The following is a 20,755-nucleotide window of genomic DNA, read 5'->3' on the forward strand; positions in this document are numbered from 1 at the left end:
TTTATACTCAATTCCGCGCCTTGGCGGCGTCGGCGGCGGTTGCGGATATCACCTGCTCGTGGGCATGGTACGAGCTGCGCACGAACGGACCGGATTCCACGTGGGAAAATCCGCGCGCCAGGCCTTCTTTCTTCAGCCAGGCAAATTCGTCCGGATGAACGTAACGTTCGACCGGCAGGTGGTTCGGAGTCGGCTGCAAATACTGTCCGAGCGTCAAAATATTGCAATCCACCGCTCTCAGGTCGTCCATCGCCTGAAGCACTTCCTCGATCGTCTCCCCGACGCCGAGCATAAGGCTGGATTTGGTCGGAATGTTCGGGGCAAACTGCTTCGCCTGACGCAGCAGTTCCAGCGACCGCGGATATTTCGCTTTCGCCCGGACGCGGTCGCTCAGCCGCGCGACCGTTTCGATATTGTGGTTCAAAATGTCCGGCTTCGCATCCATAACGACCTTGAGCGCATCCCAATTGCCCTGAAAATCCGGGATCAGCACTTCCACGCTGCAGAACGGCAGTCTGGCGCGGATGGCCTTTATCGTCGCGGCGAAGATCGAGGCGCCGCCGTCATTCAGATCGTCCCGTGCAACCGAGGTCACGACGCAATGCTTCAAGTTCATCTGCTCGGCCGCTTCCGCCACCCGTTCCGGCTCCTGCAGATCCAGCTCCGTCGGAAGCCCCGTCTTGACGGCGCAGAAGCGGCAAGCGCGCGTGCAAATATCTCCCAGAATCATAAACGTGGCCGTGCGGTTGGCCCAACATTCGTAAATATTGGGACAGCGCGCTTCCTCGCAAACGGTATGGAGCGTCTTGCTCCTCATCATATCCTTGATTTCGTGGTAATTGTCGCCTGTCGTAAGCTTGACGCGAAGCCAATCCGGCTTGCGCGGCTTAGCGCTGGTTGCCATCGGTTATCCCCTCTTTCTGTCCCTTTATTATAACAGGTTTCACATAAAAACCAACGTTCTGCAAACCATACCTTTATGCGCAAAAGGAGGGGTTTCATGCAACGGCAAAACGTCCATCCGACTTATGGGCGTCGCATGCTGTCCAAGCTCGCCGCAGCCGCTGCTGCGGGAATGCTCAGCATTTGCGTCTTCATCCCCGCCGGCACGGTCCTGGCGGGTCCCGACGCCAAGGCGAAGTCGTCTGCGGACAGGGAGCCGGCCTTGCGGCAACTGTATGAGCGCGTCGGCCTGATGACGAATTTGCCCTGGTATTCCATCGCCGCGATCGATCAATACGAACGGACCATGTCCAAAGCTCATCCGAAATCGAGACCTTTGCCCGAAGGGGCGCTGTCCGGCATCTTCATCACGCCGGAGCAGTGGGCCGGCCATTTGAATCCGGACCCCAACGACACGAATCCGCTGTCCATCCGGATCTTCGGCGGAGTCGGCAAAGACGGCTCCGGGGACGGAATTGCGGACCGGAACGACGCTTGCGATCTGCTGTTTGCGGTCGCCAGCCGCATCCGCGAACAAGGCGGGATCTCCGGCGATGACTTTGCCATCGGCCTTTGGGAATATTATCACAATACAAGAGCCGTTCAGCGGATTTTGCAGTTTGCCAAGCTCTACGAAACGTTCGGAAAGCTCGACCTGTCCCAGCACGTGTTCCCGCTGCCCATCGGTTCGGTCTACTCGTACCGGAGCACGTGGGGCAACAGCCGCGGGTGGGGAGGCGCGCGCATTCACGAAGGAACGGATATTTTCGCCAATCACGGCGTCCCCGTACGCAGCACCGGATACGGCATCATCGAAGTCAAGGGCTGGAATCCGTACGGCGGATGGAGGATCGGCATTCGAGACTTGGACAATCTGTACCACTATTACGCTCATCTGTCGGGCTTCAACAAAAAGCTGAAAATCGGCGATGTCGTCAAGCCCGGCCAGGTGATCGGATGGGTCGGCAGCTCCGGCTACGGGCGGCCCGGCACTTCGGGCAAATTCCCCCCGCACCTGCATTACGGCGTCTATCGGGACAGGGGGCTGGTCGAATGGGCGTTCGACCCGTTTCCGCTGCTTCGCAGCTGGGAGCGTTCCGAAATGAAGGCGCTCAAGGCGCATCGCCGCTCTTAAGGTCCGGCGTTACGGAGCTACTTCGACGGCGGATTTTCGCCCGCGCCCTTGTCCGATGCCAGCAGGCCGAGGATTTCGTCCCGGACCGGAATCGAGGCTTGAGCGCCTTTGCGGCTGACGGCAATCGCGGCCGCGGCCGATGCGAAACGCAAGGCCGCGGCCGTTTCCATGCCGTCTGCGCAAGCCGCCGCAAACGCGCCGAGAAACGTATCCCCCGCCGCCGTCGTATCGGCGGGCGTGACGGAGAACGCCGGCGCGAACCAGGTCTCGCCTTCCGGCCCGAAATAGCAGGCTCCCTTCGCGCCCAGAGTAACGACAACGCTCCGGACGCCGCGGCGCGCGAACTCCGCCGCCGCGAGAGCGGCATCTTCCTTCCCGCGAACGTTCACGCCGGTAAGGGATTCCGCTTCCGTTTCATTGACGGCGATCACGTCGATCAGCGGATACAAATCCGGCTCGATCGGCCGTGCGGGCGCCGGATTGTAAATCACCTTCGCGCCGGTATGGCGAACCTTCTCCAGCACGAAACGGTTGACCGCCTGCGGGATTTCGTTTTGCAGCAGCACCCATTCCGCTTCGGCCAGCCGCTCCGGCGGCACGTCCTCCGCCGTCAGCTTGCCGTTGCTTCCGGCCGACAAAATGATCTGGTTCTCGCCGGTCCTGGACACGGTAATAAAGGCGAGCCCGGAAGTGCCTTCCTTGACCGCGACCGTATCGGTCCGAACGCCCGCCCCGCTTAGCGAAGCCAGCAGTTCCCGTCCGAAAACGTCGCCGCCGACCGCGCCGATCATCCGGACATCGCCGCCGGCTCTCGCCGCGGCCACCGCCTGGTTGGCCCCTTTGCCGCCGGGCAAATATTCGACCCCGTGACCGTGAATCGTCTCCCCGGGCAAAGGGAAATCGTCGACATGGTTGACCAGGTCCATGTTGATGCTTCCGACTACGACAATCCGGCTCATACGCCACCTCTTCATTTTCATTCGACTTTTTGCCTTTGTTCCTATGATGGACGTCCCGCGTTCAGATTGCAACTTTTTATCGCCTCCGGAAGCCGGAGCACAAACCGGGGGAAGCAATCTTGCCTCGCCTGGCAACGGTATCCCTTCCGCTCAGAATTCGCGCAATGTCGCGCTGCTCTTCCCCCGGGGCCCGGGCAACGCCGCCGACACGCTTCGCCGCGCCAACGACCCCCGCCAACCAGCTCAACGAACGAACCTCGCGGACACGAGAAACGATCAGGTATGGTGAAACTATCGGTCGGATACAATTTGCGACAGCAAGATATCGGCAACAAAAGCATCGGCATCAAATTCAACGGACACAGGAAACGCTATTTCAGCAAAATGACGCCATTTTCGATCGCTGGCGGACACCAGCGACCTTATTCGCCGAAATCGGGAAGAAAAAGCGCGTTTTACAAACAAATAAAGGCATTGAGGTCCGGATGGCAGGTTGAAGCCGCTCCTTTCTAAAGAATAACGTCTCTACGGTCCGGTGCATGATGGCCGCCGTATTTCATTTAGCTAGACAAGCGCAATTCCCTCCCGCCATTATCGTTGCCGCCTCCGCTCCTTCATCCGCCAGTCCTTCGTGCAAAAAGCGGAATGCAATTGCCTTTACGGCATGCAGTCGCCCTTTTCCAGCACTAAACTCAACAGCATCCCGTTCGACTCAACCCGAGGAAAATAGCGAAAAACGGTTTAAAATGCCTCAATACGGGGGCAACGAAAACAGGGCGCCCCTCCGGCGATTGCCGGAAGTGACGCCCTGTCTAAGCGGACGCTTCGACCGTCTTGCCCAAGCCGCTAACGGACCATCCAGCCGCCGTCCACGCAAAGAACGTGGCCGCTCATATAGTCCGAAGCGCGCGAAGCCAGCATGATCGCGGGACCGACCAGATCCTGGTCCGTTCCCCAGCGTCCGGCCGGAATCCGTTCCAGAATTTGGCGGCTGCGGACCGGATCGTTCCGGAGCGCTTCCGTATTGTCCGTGCTCATATAGCCGGGAGCGATGGCGTTGACCTGCACGTTTTTGGGCGCCCATTCGTTCGCCAGCGCTTTGGTCAGCCCCGCTACGGCATGCTTGCTGGCCGTGTATCCGGGCACGTTGATGCCTCCTTGGAACGAAAGCATGGAGGCGATGTTAATGATTTTCCCCGAGCCTTGCTCGATCATCGCCCGGCCGGCCAATTGGGACAGCACGAATACCGAGTTCAGGTTGACGTCCAGCACTTCCTGCCAGTCGGCGTAGCTGTGCTCGGCCGCCGGCGTGCGGCGGATAATGCCGGCGTTGTTGACGAGAATGTCGATGCGGCCGAATGCGCTTATCGTCTTCTCGATCACGCCCGGCAATGCGGTCCGGTCGCTTACGTCGGCCGTAATCACGATCGCCCGGCGGCCAAGCGCTTCGATCCGCCGCTTCGTCTCCTCCGCCGGCGTGCGGTTGGTCACGAGCGCGACGTCGGCTCCGGCGCCGGCCAGCCCGACGGCGATCGCGGCGCCGAGCCCGCGGCCCGCGCCGGTGACCAGCGCCGTGCGCCCTGTCAAATCAAACAGCTCTTTCAATTTTCACCGAACCTCCCTGGTAGCGCTTTTCGATCTCTTCGGGCAATCCCGAGTCCGTAATCAGGATGTCGATCTCCTGCAGCGTTGCGAATGTGAACAGCGCGGCGCGGTCAAACTTGCTGTGGTCGGCCACGCAGTAAATTTCTTTTGCGCTTGCCATATATGCTTTTTTCAATTCGATCAGCTCGTTCGTAAACACGGTCAAGCCGTATTTCTCGTGAACGCCCGTTGCCGACAGAAACAGCTTCTGCACGTTCAAACGCGTCAGCCACTCGAGCACCTCGTTGCCGATCAGCACGTTGCGCTGGCGGTATCCGCCCGGCACGACGAGCCGGATCCGGTCCTTGCCAATCAACTCGCGGATGATAAGCAAATCGTTAGTGATGACGGTAAGCGGCTCGTTGGGCAGGCGTTTGGCGATTTCCAGCGTCGTGCTGCCGGCATCGAGCGCGATAATATCGTCCGGCCTGATATATCGAAGCGCATGAGCGGCGATGCTTTCCTTTTCTTTCACATGTTTGGTGTTCGGAATTTGCAAAGGGAGCAGCGGTTCGGGCTCCTCCTCCGCCGCCACCGCGCCGCCGTGCGTTCGCCTCAGCAGTCCCTTTTCCTCCAGCTTCTCGAGATCTTCGCGAATCGTTTTTTTTGTTACGCCGAATCGTTCGCTCAGCTCGGATACCTGAACGGAGCCGGATGTCTGAAGCAATTCCAGTATCGCCTGGTGGCGTGCAGCGGCAAGCATGATGCGTTAGTCCTCCCTCTTGTCAAACGGCTGTACGAAGTATGGAAAAAATCGCGTTTATTTTAACTCGCTGGCCGGAACGACGTCCATATCTTTAAACGTATAGTTTTCGCCGGCCATGGCCCAGATGAACGTATAATTGCTCGTGCCTACCCCGGAATGAATCGACCAGGCCGGAGAAATCACCGCCTGTTCGTTCGCGACGACGAGATGCCGGGTCTCCTGCGGCTGGCCCATCATGTGGAACACGCGGGCATCGGGCGCAAGATCAAAATAGAGATAAGCCTCCATCCGGCGGTCATGAACGTGCGAAGGCATCGTGTTCCAAACGCTTCCCGGCTTCAGCACCGTAATGCCCATCATGAGCTGGCAGCTTTGGATGCCGTCGGCATGAATAATCTGGTTCAGTTCGCGTTCGTTGGACGTCTCCTGCGAGCCGAGGTAAAGCGTATTCGCCTCCTGAATCGATACTTTGCGGGCCGGAAGAACGGCATGAGCCGGAGCGGAACAGAAATAGAGCTTTGCCGGATTGGCGGCGTCCTTGCTGGACAGCTTCAGCTCGCGCACGCCTTTGCCCACGTAGAGGGTGTCCAGACGCCCCAGTTCGTAGCGTTCCCCATCCGCCGTCACCATCGCCTCGCCGCTGCCGATGTTGACAAAGCCAATCTCCCGGCGCTCCAGAAAATATTCGGTTTTAAGCGTTTCGGCCGCTTCCAGCGTCAGCGTCTCCTTCACCGGCTGAGCGCCGCCGATAACGAGACGGTCTTCGTGCGTGTACGTCATCAGAACCTGATCCGGCTCGAACAGCTTCTCGATCAGATAATGCTTGCGAAGCTGCTCCGTATCGTAATGCTTCATGTCGTCCGGGTGCGTGGAATGGCGAATTTCCAAAACGAACGCCTCCTTGTTTGTTTTCGTTCGTTTTTATTATACCACACGTTTTCGAACGTAAGTGAACATTTTTTGAAGACATAAACAAAAAGACGGGAAGCTTTCTCCCGCCCCGAATCCTCAAGACCCGACACCGCCGCACGAATTTGAAAAGGCGAACTCAAACGCACCGGACCAGCCGCCCTAATGTCCCGCGGCGGCGCCCTCCGACGCCGAAGGCGGAGGGGGCAGGGCGATAGCCGGCGCCTGCGCGGCCGAGCTGCCGACCGGATTGCCTTGGCCGTCGTAATAATACATGGGCACATCGCCCACGACCATGACATAAGACAACGGAATGTCGGTTTCGACCGGACTCGAATCGCGGTCGAACGGAATCAGCACGAAAATTTCCGTTTTGATATGGATGTAAACCTCGACCAGCACATTATTGATGCCCGCGTTCGTCTGACGGGTTCGCACCTCGGCCTGCACGGCGGAGGCCGGCTCGAACTTGACGGACACGCTGGGACCGATCGACGAGATGATCGGGCTGTTCAGCGCGTGGCCGATCGGGATGTGCGCGTAAAGATGGCTCTGCTCCCGAAGCGCCTCCTCCACGACCTGAATCGTCTTCGCCGTAATGCGCATTTGTTCGGCGTAGTCGATCATGAACCCCTTTGTTCCTCCCGCTCCGTCCGTCTGCCATTGAATCATCCGGCTTCCGTCCGATCCGGAAGCAATATTGGTTTTAATCGCCTGATTGATGGCCTCGGTCGCCATCTGCGTCGTCCGGACTTTGGCGAGGAACATCAGCGGGTCGCGCAGCAGTTTGTCCGTCAGGGCGATCGTTTGAAAGACGGCCAGCACCGCAAGCGCCAGCATGATGAGCCAGAAATGGCGCCGCTTCATTCGCCGCCTCGGGCGAACGGTCCACCGCTTCGGAGCGGACGGCGGCGCAAGCGGCCCGCTTCGTCTTGAGGCGCGGGCGACAAATCCCCGGCTTCGGGGCCGGAGCGTGAACCGGCCGCCGGACGCCAACCGCGTACGCGGACTCATGCCCCTCCATCTCCGCGCGGGCGGATTCCACTTCAGCCTTAGCGCCAGCGGCTTTCCCCACCTTCTCCGCATGTCGGCTTCCCCCTTACCGCAAGTCATGTCCCTCCCAAGGGACAGTCCTCCTCCATGCTTATGCTTCACGGGCGCAAAAAAGAAGGCGCCCTGCCAGGACGCCTTCCCGATGCGATTGCCCGTTATGAACTTGCCGCTTCGATCTTGCCCTTGCGGCTTTTCCCCATGAATAGACGATTCCGCTTGTTCTTCCAATTCCGCTTACGCTTTGGCCGCTTCGATTTCGATCGACACTTTCACTTCGTCGCCGATCAGCACGCCGCCCGTTTCCAGAACGGCGTTGTAGGTCAGGCCGTAGTCGCTGCGCTTCAAGCTGCCGCTGGCGCTGAAACCGACTTTCTCGTTGCCCCAGGGATCTTTGCCCGCCCCTTCGAACGTAGCTTTGAACGTCTCGGAACGGGTCACGCCGCGCAGCGTAACGTCGCCCGTAATCTCGTATTCGTCCTCGCCCGTGCGGACGATTTTCGTCGCTTTGAACAACAGCTTCGGGTGGTTCTCGACATCGAAAAAGTCAGCCGATTTCAAATGGTTGTCGCGGTCGCTGTTGCGGGTGTCGACGCTCGCCAGGTCGATCGCGAATTCGATGTCGGCCGTCGTCAGGTCGGTCGGATCGGCTTCGATGCTCGCTTCGAACTGATGGAATACGCCTTTGACCTTCGCGATCATCAAGTGTTTGACGGAAAAGCCGATTTCGCTGTGTGCCACGTCCACCAGCCATTTCGATTTCGCCATAGTCCATTTCCTCCTCTTATTAACTAACTTTTATAAAGTAACATTAACATCAATATAAACTAAGGCCCTTGTTTTGTCAACGGCGTTTTTATTTTATGAGCCGAAGCCGGCCCGAAGGCCACAAAAAAACGGCGACTGACCGTTTTCCCGCCACCCCCGACGCCAACCCGCCATGTAGTCCGCTCAGTACCCTTCTTTGCCACCAGCCTTGCTGCTGACCCGCCATGTAGTCCGCTCAGTACCCTTCTTTACCCCCGGCCTCGCTGCCAACCCGCCATGTAGTCCGCTCAGTACCCTTCTTTGCTACCAACCCCGCTGCCAACCCGCCATGTAGTCCGCTCAGTACCCTTCTTTGCTACCAACCCCGCTGTTAACCCGCCATGTAGTCCGCTCAGTACCCTTCTTTACCCCCGGCCTCGCTGCCAACCCGCCATGTAGTCCGCTCAGTACCCTTCTTTACCCCCGGCCTCGCTGCCAACCCGCCATGTAGTCCGCTCAGTACCCTTCTTTACCCTCGGCCTCGCTGCCAACCCGCCATGTAGTCCGCTCAGTACCCTTCTTTACCCTCGGCCTCGCTGCCAACCCGCCATGTAGTCCGCTCAGTACCCCTCTTTACCCCCAGCCTTGCTGCTGACCCGCCATGTAGTCCGCTCAGTACCTCACTCGATTTAGCCCCGAGCGGCGGCTCCTTTCGCCCCTTTTTGGAATGTATGGTGAATTTTTTCCAATGAAAAAGCCCGTAGGCCGGGCCAAACGATTGGATCTATCCGACAAAAAAAGACAAATGAACGCCATCCGTTCAAATGTCTTTTTCCATTCGAAATCTCGCGCAACCAAAGACAAACGCGCCGGCGCGGCGTTATTCGACCTTGAACACGATATCCCCGTTATGGCAGTCGATCGTCAGGTTTTTGCGGTCCAAAAACCAGCTGTCTTTTTGCTCCATATAAAACGTAAATGAATCAGCCTTCACCACGGCGGCCGGGTCCATCGGTTCGTCCTTCATAATGCCGAAACCGTACGGCTCGGGGCCTCCGCTGACGTAACGGACGAAGATTCGGATCACGTCGCCGCTCTCATACCCCCACTCGCGCTTAAAGCACGCCACGGCGGACGGCGTCACGGACAATTCCATGCGGCATACCCCTTTCCCCTGTAACTGACAACAACAGCAAGTTCATTATACTGCCTGCCCGCTTCCCTTCACAAGCAAGCCGCCGGCCGGCTTCATTGACAGCGCGGATCAAATCGTTTAAGATTCGATTAGAACTTGATCACAATTCCATACCCGCAAAAGGGGAGTAGCTGTTCAATAAAGTCGTCACTACGAGACCGCCGTCTCCGGCTTTATTGGCAATGTATTCATTGCTAGCGAGACCTTTGCCGCGATTGTGAAGCTCCGTTAAGGAGATGCTAACAGTCGTGGCAAAGGTCTTTTTATTTGATACATGATTTGGAAAAAGGAGGCATATAACGATGGATTTTTCGCTTTTGCTCGAGTACGGGTGGGTATTGGTCATATTGGTGGCGCTGGAGGGGCTTCTGGCCGCGGACAACGCTTTGGTGCTGGCCATCATGGTCAAGCATCTGGACGAGAAGGACCGCAAAAAGGCTCTGTTTTACGGTTTGCTGGGGGCCTTTATTTTCCGGTTTGCGTCGCTGTTCGTCATTTCGCTGCTGGTCGACGTCTGGCAAATCCAAGCGATCGGCGCCCTGTACCTGCTGTTTATTTCCGTTCACAACATCGTCAAGTTCGTGCGAAAGAAAAACGCCGAGGAAGAAAAAGCGGCCGTTGCCGAGAACCGCAAAAAATCGGGCTTCTGGGCGACCGTCATCAAGGTGGAGCTGGCGGACATCGCCTTTGCGATCGACTCGATCCTGGCCGCCGTCGCGCTCGCCGTCGCCCTGCCCCCGAGCGGCATTCGTCCGATCGGCGGGATGGACGGCGGACAGTTTATCGTCGTTCTGGCCGGGGGCATCATCGGCCTTGTCATCATGCGGTTTGCGGCCAACTTCTTCGTGAAGCTGCTGCATGCCCGTCCCGCGCTCGAACTCGCCGCATTCGCAATCGTCGGCTGGGTCGGCGTGAAGCTGGCGGTACATACGCTGGCTCACCAGTCGCTGCATATTCTGCCCCATTCGTTCGCCGAAAGCGCCGTCTGGAAAACGACCTTCTACGTCGTGCTCGTGCTGATCGCCGCGGCGGGCTGGTTTCTGTCGGGCAAAAAGGCCGAAGCGGCAGGCGCGGAGAACGGCCGCTCGGAGGCGGCGAAATTAAACAAGAAAACGGGGTAACGCCGCTCCATTGGTTCATGAAAAGAACTGCGGTATAATAAGGCAAACATAAGCGTTTGGAAAAACGAGGGAGGAATCCATCATGCCTTCGGACGACATCGAATTCGAGCGGATACGGGAGAAACTGCCCGGCTTCGTAGAGGCAAGCCGGAAGCGCTCGGCGCACGGCAAGGTGGCCTCCTATATTCCCGAGCTGTCCAAGATGCCCAAGGATGCGCTGGGGATCGCCATTATGGATGGGAACGGGCGGACCGCTTCGGCCGGGGATTGCGAAATCGCGTTCACCATGCAGAGCATTTCCAAAGTATTCACGCTCATTCTGGCGCTGATGGACAACGGGGAAGCCGCCGTTTTCGACAAGGTGGGGATGGAGCCGACCGGGGACAACTTCAATTCGATGCTGAAGCTGGAACTGGTGCAGCCGGGCATTCCGTTCAACCCGCTCATCAACGCGGGAGCGATCGCGGTCACTTCCCTGATCGCAGGCTCGAGCCCGCAGGAGAAGACCGGCCGCGTGCTGGCGTTTTTCCGGCAGCTCGCGGACAATCCTTCCCTCGACGTGGACAAGAGCGTTTACGAGTCGGAAGCCGCCACCGCCAACCTGAACCGGTCGATGGGGTACTTGCTGAAGGATCGCGGCGTGCTCGAGGGCAACGTGGAAGAGGTGCTCGACGTCTACTTCCGCCACTGCTCCGTCAGCGTCACCTGCGCCGATATCGCGCGGATGGCGCTCGTTCTCGCCTTTGGCGGCACCGATCCGATCACGGGCAAGCCGCTCATTCCGCGGCGGTATGTCCAAATCGCCAAAACGTTCATGACGACGTGCGGGATGTACAACGCTTCCGGGGAATTCGCGATTCAAGTCGGGCTCCCGGCCAAGAGCGGCGTGTCGGGCGGGATCTTGACGATGGTGCCGGGACGGTACGGCATCGGCGTCGTCGGCCCGGCGCTCAACGGCAAAGGCAACAGCATCGCGGGCGTGCACCTGATGGAGACGCTGTCCCGCGAATTCGACTGGAGCATGTTTTAATCAAGCCCGGCGCGGACGCCGGCCGAACTGCCCGAAAGGCCGGCCGCTCCGCGCCGGATTTTTTGCTCGTTGATGAAAAAAAGCTCCGGCCGTTACCGCACCTCCTGCGCGTCGTGATTCAGCACGTTGTCTTCCAATACCGCGAACTTGTCTCCGTATTCGCGGATAATATGCTTTTCTCCCCAGGCGCAAAGAGCGTCCAGAATCGGCTTCAGGCTCCATCCGTACTCGGTGAGCTCATACTCCACTTTCGGCGGCACCTGGTTGTAGACAATCCGTCTTACGATGCCGTCCTGCTCCAATTCCCTAAGCTGTTGCGTCAGCATCTTCTGCGTGATGTTGGGCATGTTGCGTTTCAAATCGCTTGTCCGTTTTTTGCCGCGCGTCAAGTGGCAAAGAATGACGCATTTCCATTTGCCCCCGATCACTTCCAGCGTCGCTTCCACCGAAATGTTGTACTTTTTCTTGATCAAAACGCATCCACTCCCCTGCTTGTATAGGCACTTTTTAGTATCTATAGTACTTCAAAGTACGTACTGTTCTTCGGCATCCGCATCCTTCATAATAACATTCGCCGACCGGCAACACCATACCGCAGGAGTCGAGAGAACATGCCTCAGAATCAAAGGAGAAGCGCGTTTGCGCTATTTGCGCTGGCGATCAGCGCATTTGCCATCGGAGCGACGGAGTTTATCAGCGTCGGACTGCTCCCGCTTATCTCCGAAGACTTGCATATATCGGTCACGACCACGGGATTGACCGTTACGTTGTACGCTTTGGGAGTCACGTTCGGAGCGCCCGTCCTGACGGCCCTTACCTCCGGAGTCGCGAGAAAAACGTTGCTGCTGTGGATCATGATCGTGTTTATCGTCGGGAACGCCTTGGCCGCTTCCGCCACCGGCATCGGCGTGCTGCTGGCGGCGCGCGTCATCTCGGCGTTTTCGCACGGCGTCTTCATGTCCATCGGCTCGACCATCGCCGCCGATCTGGTGCCCGAGAACCGGCGGGCCAGCGCCATTTCGATCATGTTTTCCGGCCTTACGATCGCGACGGTCATCGGGGTGCCCCTGGGAACCTATATCGGACAGGAGTGGGGCTGGCGAATCGCCTTCATGCTCATCACCGCAGCCGGCATTGCCGCTTTCTTCGCCAATCTGACGCTGGTTCCTTCTTCGGGATTGCGGAAAGGAAATCCGGTCACCTTTCGGGATCAGGCCAAGGTGATGGCGAACGGCCGCCTGCTGCTCGTGTTTGCGGTCACGGCCTTGGGGTACGGCGGTACCTTTGTCGTCTATACGTATTTGTCCCCGGTGCTTAGCGAAATCAGCGGATTCCCGGAAAAAACGGTCGCGCTCATTCTCGTGCTCTACGGCGCGGCGATTGCCATCGGCAATGCCATTGGAGGAAAAGCGGCCAACCGCAACCCCGTTTCCGCGCTGCTGATCATGTTTTTGATCCAGTCCGCCGTGCTTTTCGTCTTCACCTTTACCGCACCGTACCCGGCGGCAAGCCTGATCACCGTCTTTTTAATGGGTCTGCTCGCGTTCATGAACGTTCCCGGCCTTCAGGTCTATGTGGTGATTCTTGCCGAGCGGTTCGTTCCGAAAGCGGTGGACGTGGCTTCCGCGATCAACATTGCGGCGTTTAATGCCGGCATTGCCCTCGGAGCATATCTGGGGGGAATCGTGACGGACACCCTTGGGCTCATGCATACCCCGTGGGTCGGCGCCTTGATGGTTGCGGCCGCCGTCCTGCTGACGGTTTGGGCGCGTTTGCTGGAAAACAGGGATTCCAAGGCAGTCAGCGCCAAGCGGGTTCTCGATTCTCAAGGATTTTAAAGGAGGAAAATAAAAATGGCAAAACATCTTCAGGATACGACAACGCTTCGCAACGGGGTGCGAATGCCCTGGCTCGGCATCGGGGTTTTTCAAGTCGAAGAGGGAGACGAGCTCGTCCAAGCCCTTAAATTCGCGGTCAAGCACGGCTACCGGAGCATCGATACCGCGGCGATTTACAAAAATGAAGCAAGCGTCGGCCAAGCGATCCGCGAAGCGCTCGCGGAGACAGGACTTGCAAGGGAAGAGCTGTTCGTGACGTCCAAAGTGTGGACCGCCGATCTGGGCTACGAGCAGACACTGGCCGCCTTCGATACGAGCCTGAACAAGCTGGGGCTGGATGTGCTCGATTTGTATCTGATCCACTGGCCCGTCGAAGGGAAGTACAAAGAGGCGTGGCGGGCGCTGGAAGCCCTGTATAAGCAGGGGCGGGTCAGAGCGATCGGCGTAAGCAATTTTCAGATTCACCATCTCGAAGACCTGATGCGGGACGCCGAAATCAAGCCGATGGTCAACCAGGTCGAATTCCATCCGCTGTTGACCCAGGAAAAGCTGCGGTCGTATTGCCGGGAGCACGGCATTCAGCTCGAAGCCTGGGCGCCGCTTATGCAGGGCCAACTGCTGAACCATCCCGTCATTGCGGAAATCGCCGGCAAATACGGCAAAACGGCGGCCCAGATTATTTTGCGCTGGGACTTGCAGCACGGCGTCGTCACGATTCCGAAGTCGACCAAACCGGGCCGGATCGCCGAAAACGCCGGGGTCTTCGATTTCGAGCTGGCGCCGGAGGACGTCGAGCGCATCGACCGGTTGAACGAGAACCGCCGGGTCGGTCCCGATCCGGACAACTTCGATTTCTGATTCGCCGCTAGCGGAGCCGCATTCGAGCTCCCGCCGTTCAGCTATCGGGCTCCGATAGCTGAACGAATCCGGACCGGCGTTCCCGCCGAGCCTTCAAAGCCGGAAAGGGATCGGGAGCCAAACCCAATCGTTTTCCAGCCCTTGGCGGATTCGCGGATGTTGAATTCAGTGCAAGATAAAGGCTTAGGAGCTTGGAAAGGAAGGATGACGGAGGCGGACAAGCCGCTGCCGCTGCGCCTCGAACAGCAGCACCGTCGCCGCCATGGCGACGTTAAGCGATTCCGTCCGGCCGGTCATCGGAATGATGATCGGACGGTCGACCAGTTCCATGACCTCGGGCGAAAGCCCGGCGCCTTCGTTGCCCAGCAGCAGCCAAGGGCTGCCGGACAAATCGCACGCGTAGCAGGATTCCGTCGCCTTGAGGCTTGTCCCGAACAGCGGAATGCCGCGCGCTTTCGCTTCGGGCAGCAGCTGCGGCAGATCGGCTTCCATGACCGGTATGGAAAACAACGCGCCCATCGTGGAACGCAGCGTTTTGGCGTTGTACAGGTCCGCCGTTCCTTTGCCCAGCACGACGGCGCTTGCCCCGCTGGCCGCGGCGCTGCGGATGATCGTTCCGACATTGCCGGGATCCTGCACGCCGTCCAGCACGACGACCGGTCCGCCCTCCCCGCGGAACAGCTGCTCCGCCTTCCGCTCGACGCGAAGCGCGACGGCGAACACCGGCTGCGGCGTCTCCGTCTCGCTGCACTTGGCGATCACATCCGGCGACGCCGGAATCCAGAGCGGTCCGTTCCCCTGCGCCTCTTCCCGCTCCGCGAATTGGACGAGCTCCGGCGGAATGCCCGCGCCTTCGTCGAAAACGACGCACTCCAGCGGCCAGCCGGCGGCAAGCGCTTCGGCGACGAGATGAACGCCCTCGAGCTTGAAGCGGCCCTCCCGCTGCCGGTGCTTGCGTTCGGACAGCTTCGCCCACCCTTTCACCCGCGGATTGGCTACCGAAGTCAAAGCCGGTTCAAGCTTCCGCATACGCCTGCTCCAATCGGGTGAGCTGCTCGTTGCGGCCGACGATGACCAGCACGTCGTCCGCGCGCAGGGATTCGTCCGGGCGCGGGGTGATGTTCATTTCGCCGTCCCGCTTGACCGCAAGCACGTTGCAGTTGTATTTGACCCGGATGTCGAGCTGCTTCAGGCTTTTGCCGACGATGGAAGACGGCACTTTCATTTCCACGATGCTGTAGTCGCTGGACAGCTCGATATGCTCCAATATGTTCGGCGAAATCAGATGGTGCGCCACTCTCAGGCCCATGTCCCGCTCCGGGAACACGACTTTGTCGGCGCCGATTTTGCTGAGCACCTTGCCGTGCAGCTCGTTCTGCGCCTTCGCGATAATTTGGGGGACGCCCAGATCCTTCAGGATCAGCGTGGTCAAAATGCTCGCCTGAATGTTTTGTCCGATCGCCACCACGACGACGTCGAAGTTGCGGATGCCGAGCGCCCGAATCGCCTCTTCATCCGTCGTGTCGGCGGATACCGCATGCGTGACGATATGGGCGACGTCCTGCACGCGCTCCTGATCTTCGTCGATCGCCAGCACCTCGTAGCCCATTTCGGCCAAAAACTTGGCGACGCTGGACCCGAACCGGCCGAGACCGATGACGGCGAACTGCTTTTTGGCCATGAAACGACAGCTCCCTTTTCCGTTTGCATCCATTGAATTTTATTATAGCATAGCGCTTCGGGCATATCCGCAAGCGCTAGTGGCAACCCTAAACGGGATAACGCGAAGGAGGTTCGCCCGTGAAATCGACGATGAGTTTGCGCGAAGCCATCATTTACCGGGTGAAGGACAACAGCCGCGACGAGCTGAGGGAGGTCATTCAGGATTCGGTCGGCAACGCGGAAGTCCTCCTGCCCGGCCTCGGCGTGCTTTTCGAAATGATTTGGACGCACAGTCCGGACGAAGACCGGGAACGCATGGTCAAAGTTCTCTACGAGCAAATTCACAAAGACGATTCCGCGAAATCGACATAATCCCTCGTCTCCATCACGACGGTTCCGTTCACGACCGCGCAGGCGACAAGCGGACAATCCCGAACCGTTCTGACGACCAAAAGATCGGCCAGCTTGCCCGGTTCCAAAGATCCGATCCTCTCGTGCTGTCCAAGCGCGCGCGCAGGGTTAAGCGAGGCCATCGCCGCCGCCTGTTCGAGCGGAATCCCCTCCCGCTTCAGAACGAAGACCGCCTGCAGCAGCGATGCCGGGTGATAGTCGGAGCATAGGATGCCGGCGGCCCCGGCGCGGATCGCGTCCAGCGCCGTCAGGTTGCGGTCGTGGGATCCGCCGCGCACGATGTTGGGCGCGCCGACGCAGACGTGAAGCCCTTGGCGGGCGGCATAGGCCGCCGTCTCCAGGTTAAGCGGGAATTCCGCGACGCCGGCTCCGAGCGCTTTGGAACGGTCGACCTGCTCCGGGGAATCGTCGTCGTGCGAGGCGACCGCAATGCCCCTGCTTCTTGCTTCGGCGGCTAGCGCCGTCAGCCTCCCCCAATCGATCCTGCTGCGGCGCTCCTGCAATTCCGCCACGATTTGCTTCACTTCTTCGGGGCCGACGCCCTGGTTTTTCATAACATACTTTTCAAAAGATCCGGGACGCTTATACTGTCCGACGCCCGGCGCGTGGTCCATAAAGGACAAATAATCGATCAGTCCCTGCTCGATGCACTGCTGCGCGAGCGCAAACCCGGTAAGATGCGACACCTCGTAGCGCAAATGGACGCCGTGCCGGATCATCGCCCGCTCCTTGCGCAATTCGGCGATGCGCCGGATCATCTCCGCCACCAGATGCTCCCCGCGGAGGCTTAAGCCTACCCCGAGCGACAGAGAATGGTACATCGTCGTGATGCCGTGACCCGCCAGCTTGCGCTCGAATTGCAGAAACGCCATCTCCAGCGGAAACAGCGTATTCGGACGCGGCTCGACCTCTTTTTCGATCGCATCGCAGTGAATATCGACAAGACCCGGCAGCACCCAGGCGCCGGTTGCGTCGACGACGGTGTCGCCCGGTTCGGCCCGCCGCACGGCACCCCACGCTTCGATTGCCGTTATCCGTCCGTTCTCCGCCACGACGTCCGCCTCGGCAATGCCGTGCGGTTGAACGACTTTTCCCCCTTTGACGATTAACCGCCCGATCACTTGGCTCCGCCACCTTTCTTCCGGACTGGATAGAAGAAAACACCCGGCTTAGTCAAGCCGGGATGCGCCTTGCCCGCGTTGGCCCCGCCTTACGGAGCCGTCTCGAGAAACTGCACGTCCGGCATCCGCTCCATCGCCGTCCGCATCGCATATTCGTTCTCAAACAGCGCCACGTAATTGTCGTTCTTGTCCTTGACCAGGGTCGAGTTGATGCGGAATTTGGAGGGATCGACCTTGTCGGCGACAATCCACCTTGCGAATTGGAACGGCGTGCGCGCAAGCTGGATGTCCACCCCGTATTCGTGTTTCATCCGGTATTCGAACACGTCGAACTGCAGTTGGCCGACAACGCCGAGATACGTGTCCTCGAACGGCCCGACCGACCGGAACACCTGCACCATGCCCTCTTCGGTGAGCTGGTCCAGACCTTTGAGATACTGTTTGTGCTTCAGCGCGTTTTTAACGCTGACTTTGGAGAAAATCTCCGGCGAGAACGTCGGCAGCTCGTCGAACGTAATGGCGCTGCCTTCGCTGAGGCTGTCCCCGATCCGGAAAATCCCGGGGTCGAACAGCCCGATAATGTCGCCGGGATAGGCGGTATCGACGATTTCGCGGTCCTGCGCCAGAAACTGCTGCGGCTGGGACAGCTTGATTTCCTTGCCGACGCGCACGTGCTTGACGGTCATGCCGCGCTGGAACTTGCCGGAGCAAATGCGCAAAAAAGCGAGCCGGTCGCGGTGGGCCGGGTTCATGTTGGCCTGGATTTTGAAAATATAGCCCGAAAATTTCTCGCTGTCCGGCGGAACGGGACCGTCCGTGCTGCGGCGCGGCGTCGGCGCGGGCGCAAGCTGCAGGAAGTTTTCCAGAAACGTCTGCACGCCGAAATTGTTGATGGCGCTGCCGAAAAACACGGGAGTCAGCTTGCCGCTGAGCACCTTGTCGTAATCGAACGGATCGCCGGCCACATCCAGCAGCTCCAGATCCTGCGCGAGCTGGTCGGCCAAATAATCGCCCGCCATCTCGCGGATGATCGGGTCGTTGTAGCTCTCCGTCTTGCGGACCTCGATCGTGGAATGGTCATTGCCCTGAAACAGCTCGACCTGCTGCTTCATCCGGTCGTAAATGCCGCACAGCTCGCGGCCCATGCCGATCGGCCAGTTCATCGGCACCGAACGGATGCCGAGCACGCGCTCGATCTCTTCGAGCAGGTCGAGCGGATTGCGTCCTTCGCGGTCCAGCTTGTTGATGAACGTAAAGATCGGAATGCCCCGCTTGGCGCACACCTGGAACAGCTTGATCGTCTGCGCCTCGACGCCTTTGGCGACGTCGATCAGCATGACCGCGCTGTCGGCGGCGGTCAGCGTCCGGTACGTGTCCTCGCTGAAGTCCTGGTGGCCCGGCGTATCGAGAATGTTCACCTTGTGCCCGTTGTACTCGAACTGCATGACCGAAGAAGTGACGGAAATTCCGCGCTGCTTCTCGATTTCCATCCAGTCGCTGGTCGCGTGGCGCGCCGCTTTGCGCGCCTTGACCGAACCGGCGATATGAATCGCGCCGCCGAACAGCAGCAGCTTTTCGGTCAGCGTCGTTTTGCCCGCGTCGGGGTGGGATATGATCGCGAAGGTGCGGCGCCTTGCCGTCTCTTGCTTCAGTTCTTCGCGGATAGATTGGCTCATTGGCTTAAAGTTCCCTTCCATGGAAAAATGACAGCTTTCATTATAGCATATTGTACCGCGGCAATCGCGGTTTTCGCTCATGCATATTCCTTGGCCATACAGACGATCGTTGCGCCGTCACGCGGAAATCCTGGACTGGGGGAGCGTGGCGGTCTTGAAGGAGGCGCGGGGTGCAACGTGTCTACATGCAACGGTCCACGTGTAACGGACCCAGAGGCCGTTATTTGACGCGGATCGCAGGATTCGGAATTTTGACCGGACACAGAGGACGTTATTTGCCGTTCGAATGCGGAAAAAAAGACCATGGCGAGCAAATAGCGGCTCCTGAGTCCGCCGGATTTTAAAATCTTGCCCATTTCCCCAAAATAAGGGCCGCTGAGTCCGTGAGGTTGGGCGAGGAGCATCGGCATTGGAAAACAAAACAGGCTCGGCTCTACCGAAATAGAACCAAGCCTGTACCGGCCTTTCGCCGCACGCGCGTCCTTAGCCATTCGGCGCGATGCCGCCGGTTACCGGTTATCCACCTTTTCCGGATACATGTCGTGGTTGAGCAAACGGTGCTCCGCCATCCGCTCGTATTTCGTTCCCGGCCGCCCCCAGTTGCAGTACGGGTCGATCGAGATGCCGCCGCGCGGCGTGAACTTGCCCCACACCTCGATGTACCGCGGGTTCATCAGTTCGATCAGGTCGTTCATGATGACGTTCACGCAGTCCTCGTGAAAGTCGCCGTGGTTGCGGAAGCTGAACAGATAAAGCTTCAGCGACTTGCTTTCCACCATCTTCAGGTCCGGAATATAGGAAATGTAGAGCGTGGCGAAATCCGGCTGTCCCGTGATCGGGCACAGGCTCGTAAATTCCGGACAGTTGAATTTGACAAAATAATCCCGGTACGGATGCTTGTTCTCAAACGTCTCCAAAATGCCGGGCGAATATTCGGTCGGATACTTCGTCCCCTGGTTGCCGAGCAGCGTAACGCCTTTCAGTTCGTTTTCGTTTCTTCCAGCCATGCGCTCTCCCGCCTTCCTTTCGTATTGCGAATCAAACGCCCCGCTTGTTGCCCCACACCCACGTGTGAAGCTGCGGGAGCACGTGAACGTTTTTTAGCGCGCGATGCTCCATCACGCGTCCGATCAGCCATTCGTACCGCCCGATCAAATAAGGAAGCAGCCGCTTCTCGTCCGTTTCGGCCAGCTCCCCGTTGCCTGCCTGCAAATAAAAGGGCACATCGGGATAGCGCCGATGGATGTCGGCCGCAAACTGCAGGTCCGCGTCGTCGAACACGACGATCTTCAGGCTGAACGCTCTCGCCCGTCCGCTCTCCGCAAGACGTTCCACGATATCGTCCAGCACCCGCAGGTCCGGCACCATGCCCGAGCTCGGAGGCTTCGGGGACAAGGTCAGCTCGTCGACGGCGAGGAACCAGTCCTGCCAGCGGCTGCCCTGCGTCTCGACCGCGACGCCGATGCCCCGGGCGTGCAGCAGACCGATGAGCTCGTCAAGCTGCGGATACAGGGCGGGGTTGCCCCCGGACAGCGTGACGTGCGCGAACGCGTCGCCGCCGATTGCCGTCAGCTCGGCCAGCACCTCATGCGCGGTCAGCATCCGGATGTCCGCCTTGGCGCTGCCGTCCCAGGTAAAGGCCGAATCGCACCAGACGCAGCGGTAGTCGCAGCCCGCCAGCCGGACGAACATCGTTTTTTGCCCGATCACCATGCCTTCGCCTTGAACGGTCGGACCGAAAACCTCCATCA

General features: G+C 59.1%; 22 protein-coding genes. 7 read left to right on the forward strand and 15 right to left on the reverse strand.

Annotated elements, in window-relative coordinates:
- Positions 1-7 precede the first annotated feature (7 nt).
- Positions 8-904, reverse strand: a complete 897-nt coding sequence (lipA, locus tag F560_RS0110030) for a lipoyl synthase (RefSeq protein WP_019005598.1) — start codon at positions 902-904, stop codon at positions 8-10.
- A 96-nt stretch (positions 905-1,000) separates the two neighbouring features.
- On the opposite strand from lipA, the gene F560_RS0110035 reads away from it, so the two are divergent.
- Positions 1,001-2,077, forward strand: a complete 1,077-nt coding sequence (locus tag F560_RS0110035) for a M23 family metallopeptidase (protein WP_019005599.1) — start codon at positions 1,001-1,003, stop codon at positions 2,075-2,077.
- 17 nt (positions 2,078-2,094) lie between these two features.
- Here the strand turns inward: F560_RS0110035 and rbsK are convergent, their stop codons facing one another.
- A complete protein-coding gene (gene rbsK, locus F560_RS0110040; protein WP_019005600.1) occupies positions 2,095-3,036 on the reverse strand; it encodes a ribokinase in 942 nt (313 codons plus the stop codon).
- Between the two features lie 282 nt (positions 3,037-3,318).
- On the opposite strand from rbsK, the gene F560_RS0110045 reads away from it, so the two are divergent.
- Positions 3,319-3,549 (forward strand): hypothetical protein, encoded by a 231-nt coding sequence (locus tag F560_RS0110045; protein WP_019005601.1) that lies wholly within the window; start codon positions 3,319-3,321, stop codon positions 3,547-3,549.
- Positions 3,550-3,882: 333 nt separating this feature from the next.
- On the opposite strand, the gene kduD is transcribed toward F560_RS0110045, so the two are convergent.
- The 6 genes from kduD to F560_RS0110075 all read right to left on the reverse strand — a co-directional run bounded on the left by kduD (position 3,883) and on the right by F560_RS0110075 (position 9,248).
- Positions 3,883-4,641 carry a 2-dehydro-3-deoxy-D-gluconate 5-dehydrogenase KduD gene (gene kduD, locus F560_RS0110050; RefSeq protein ID WP_019005602.1) on the reverse strand — a complete coding sequence of 253 codons (759 nt, stop codon included), beginning with the start codon at positions 4,639-4,641 and terminating at the stop codon, positions 3,883-3,885.
- A complete protein-coding gene (locus F560_RS0110055; RefSeq protein ID WP_019005603.1) occupies positions 4,625-5,383 on the reverse strand; it encodes a DeoR/GlpR family DNA-binding transcription regulator in 759 nt (252 codons plus the stop codon). The genes kduD and F560_RS0110055 overlap by 17 nt, the downstream gene beginning before the upstream one ends.
- Positions 5,384-5,440: 57 nt before the next feature.
- Positions 5,441-6,274, reverse strand: coding sequence for a 5-dehydro-4-deoxy-D-glucuronate isomerase (kduI, locus tag F560_RS0110060; protein WP_019005604.1), 834 nt, complete (start codon positions 6,272-6,274; stop codon positions 5,441-5,443).
- Positions 6,275-6,457: 183 nt separating this feature from the next.
- Positions 6,458-7,309, reverse strand: a complete 852-nt coding sequence (gene yunB / locus F560_RS0110065) for a sporulation protein YunB (RefSeq protein ID WP_019005605.1) — start codon at positions 7,307-7,309, stop codon at positions 6,458-6,460.
- Positions 7,310-7,582: 273 nt separating this feature from the next.
- Entirely contained in the window at positions 7,583-8,113 is a 531-nt protein-coding gene (locus tag F560_RS0110070; protein WP_019005606.1) for a YceI family protein, read from the reverse strand.
- An 859-nt stretch (positions 8,114-8,972) separates the two neighbouring features.
- Positions 8,973-9,248, reverse strand: a complete 276-nt coding sequence (locus F560_RS0110075) for a HesB/YadR/YfhF family protein (RefSeq protein WP_019005607.1) — start codon at positions 9,246-9,248, stop codon at positions 8,973-8,975.
- A 341-nt stretch (positions 9,249-9,589) separates the two neighbouring features.
- Between F560_RS0110075 and F560_RS0110080 the strand changes: the two genes are divergently transcribed.
- Positions 9,590-10,408, forward strand: coding sequence for a TerC family protein (locus tag F560_RS0110080; RefSeq protein ID WP_019005608.1), 819 nt, complete (start codon positions 9,590-9,592; stop codon positions 10,406-10,408).
- A gap of 82 nt (positions 10,409-10,490) precedes the next feature.
- Positions 10,491-11,438: a glutaminase A gene (gene glsA / locus F560_RS0110085; RefSeq protein WP_019005609.1), complete on the forward strand. Its 948-nt coding sequence runs from the start codon at positions 10,491-10,493 to the stop codon at positions 11,436-11,438.
- Between the two features lie 92 nt (positions 11,439-11,530).
- Here glsA and F560_RS0110090 read toward each other — a convergent pair whose 3' ends face one another.
- Positions 11,531-11,911 (reverse strand): winged helix-turn-helix transcriptional regulator, encoded by a 381-nt coding sequence (locus F560_RS0110090; protein ID WP_019005610.1) that lies wholly within the window; start codon positions 11,909-11,911, stop codon positions 11,531-11,533.
- Positions 11,912-12,049: 138 nt separating this feature from the next.
- Between F560_RS0110090 and F560_RS0110095 the strand changes: the two genes are divergently transcribed.
- Together F560_RS0110095 and F560_RS0110100 are read left to right on the forward strand one after the other, a co-directional pair.
- The gene (locus F560_RS0110095) at positions 12,050-13,276 is read left to right on the forward strand and encodes an MFS transporter (protein ID WP_019005611.1); all 1,227 of its coding nucleotides are present in this window, start codon (positions 12,050-12,052) and stop codon (positions 13,274-13,276) included.
- A gap of 15 nt (positions 13,277-13,291) precedes the next feature.
- On the forward strand, positions 13,292-14,134 hold the full coding sequence (locus F560_RS0110100; protein ID WP_019005612.1) for an aldo/keto reductase: 843 nt from the start codon (positions 13,292-13,294) through the stop codon (positions 14,132-14,134).
- 183 nt (positions 14,135-14,317) lie between these two features.
- On the opposite strand, the gene F560_RS0110105 is transcribed toward F560_RS0110100, so the two are convergent.
- A complete protein-coding gene (locus F560_RS0110105) occupies positions 14,318-15,163 on the reverse strand; it encodes a TrmH family RNA methyltransferase (protein ID WP_019005613.1) in 846 nt (281 codons plus the stop codon).
- Positions 15,150-15,815, reverse strand: coding sequence for a potassium channel family protein (locus tag F560_RS0110110; RefSeq protein ID WP_019005614.1), 666 nt, complete (start codon positions 15,813-15,815; stop codon positions 15,150-15,152). The genes F560_RS0110105 and F560_RS0110110 overlap by 14 nt, the downstream gene beginning before the upstream one ends.
- A gap of 119 nt (positions 15,816-15,934) precedes the next feature.
- Here F560_RS0110110 and sspI point away from each other — a divergent pair, with 119 nt between their 5' ends.
- On the forward strand, positions 15,935-16,168 hold the full coding sequence (gene sspI / locus F560_RS0110115; RefSeq protein WP_019005615.1) for a small acid-soluble spore protein SspI: 234 nt from the start codon (positions 15,935-15,937) through the stop codon (positions 16,166-16,168).
- Here sspI and F560_RS0110120 read toward each other — a convergent pair.
- The 4 genes from F560_RS0110120 to queE form a co-directional block, all read right to left on the reverse strand.
- Positions 16,138-17,328, reverse strand: coding sequence for an alpha-D-ribose 1-methylphosphonate 5-triphosphate diphosphatase (locus F560_RS0110120; protein WP_019005616.1), 1,191 nt, complete (start codon positions 17,326-17,328; stop codon positions 16,138-16,140). The two genes, sspI and F560_RS0110120, sit on opposite strands and share 31 nt — an antisense overlap.
- A gap of 89 nt (positions 17,329-17,417) precedes the next feature.
- Complete coding sequence (locus tag F560_RS0110125) at positions 17,418-19,004, reverse strand: peptide chain release factor 3 (RefSeq protein WP_019005617.1); 1,587 nt, start codon at positions 19,002-19,004, stop codon at positions 17,418-17,420.
- Between the two features lie 509 nt (positions 19,005-19,513).
- Positions 19,514-20,011 carry a preQ(1) synthase gene (gene queF / locus F560_RS0110130; protein WP_019005618.1) on the reverse strand — a complete coding sequence of 166 codons (498 nt, stop codon included), beginning with the start codon at positions 20,009-20,011 and terminating at the stop codon, positions 19,514-19,516.
- 31 nt (positions 20,012-20,042) lie between these two features.
- A complete protein-coding gene (queE, locus tag F560_RS0110135) occupies positions 20,043-20,753 on the reverse strand; it encodes a 7-carboxy-7-deazaguanine synthase QueE (RefSeq protein ID WP_033395989.1) in 711 nt (236 codons plus the stop codon).
- Positions 20,754-20,755 lie beyond the last annotated feature (2 nt).

The organism is Cohnella laeviribosi DSM 21336 (genome assembly GCF_000378425.1).
Classification (GTDB): Bacteria; Bacillota; Bacilli; order Paenibacillales; family Paenibacillaceae; genus Cohnella; species Cohnella laeviribosi.

Bases quoted from the DNA above. Each gene is read 5' to 3' on its own strand.
- yunB (WP_019005605.1), bottom strand. From the start codon at position 7,309: ATGAGTCCGCGTACGCGGTTGGCGTCCGGCGGCCGGTTCACGCTCCGG.
- lipA (WP_019005598.1), bottom strand. From the start codon at position 904: ATGGCAACCAGCGCTAAGCCGCGCAAGCCGGATTGGCTTCGCGTCAAG.
- F560_RS0110070 (WP_019005606.1), bottom strand. From the start codon at position 8,113: ATGGCGAAATCGAAATGGCTGGTGGACGTGGCACACAGCGAAATCGGC.
- F560_RS0110125 (WP_019005617.1), bottom strand. From the start codon at position 19,004: ATGAGCCAATCTATCCGCGAAGAACTGAAGCAAGAGACGGCAAGGCGC.
- F560_RS0110075 (WP_019005607.1), bottom strand. From the start codon at position 9,248: ATGGAATTGTCCGTGACGCCGTCCGCCGTGGCGTGCTTTAAGCGCGAG.
- F560_RS0110045 (WP_019005601.1), top strand. From the start codon at position 3,319: ATGGTGAAACTATCGGTCGGATACAATTTGCGACAGCAAGATATCGGC.
- F560_RS0110095 (WP_019005611.1), top strand. From the start codon at position 12,050: ATGCCTCAGAATCAAAGGAGAAGCGCGTTTGCGCTATTTGCGCTGGCG.
- rbsK (WP_019005600.1), bottom strand. From the start codon at position 3,036: ATGAGCCGGATTGTCGTAGTCGGAAGCATCAACATGGACCTGGTCAAC.
- glsA (WP_019005609.1), top strand. From the start codon at position 10,491: ATGCCTTCGGACGACATCGAATTCGAGCGGATACGGGAGAAACTGCCC.
- F560_RS0110055 (WP_019005603.1), bottom strand. From the start codon at position 5,383: ATGCTTGCCGCTGCACGCCACCAGGCGATACTGGAATTGCTTCAGACA.
- F560_RS0110035 (WP_019005599.1), top strand. From the start codon at position 1,001: ATGCAACGGCAAAACGTCCATCCGACTTATGGGCGTCGCATGCTGTCC.
- F560_RS0110110 (WP_019005614.1), bottom strand. From the start codon at position 15,815: ATGGCCAAAAAGCAGTTCGCCGTCATCGGTCTCGGCCGGTTCGGGTCC.
- queF (WP_019005618.1), bottom strand. From the start codon at position 20,011: ATGGCTGGAAGAAACGAAAACGAACTGAAAGGCGTTACGCTGCTCGGC.
- F560_RS0110105 (WP_019005613.1), bottom strand. From the start codon at position 15,163: ATGCGGAAGCTTGAACCGGCTTTGACTTCGGTAGCCAATCCGCGGGTG.
- F560_RS0110080 (WP_019005608.1), top strand. From the start codon at position 9,590: ATGGATTTTTCGCTTTTGCTCGAGTACGGGTGGGTATTGGTCATATTG.
- queE (WP_033395989.1), bottom strand. From the start codon at position 20,753: ATGGAGGTTTTCGGTCCGACCGTTCAAGGCGAAGGCATGGTGATCGGG.
- F560_RS0110100 (WP_019005612.1), top strand. From the start codon at position 13,292: ATGGCAAAACATCTTCAGGATACGACAACGCTTCGCAACGGGGTGCGA.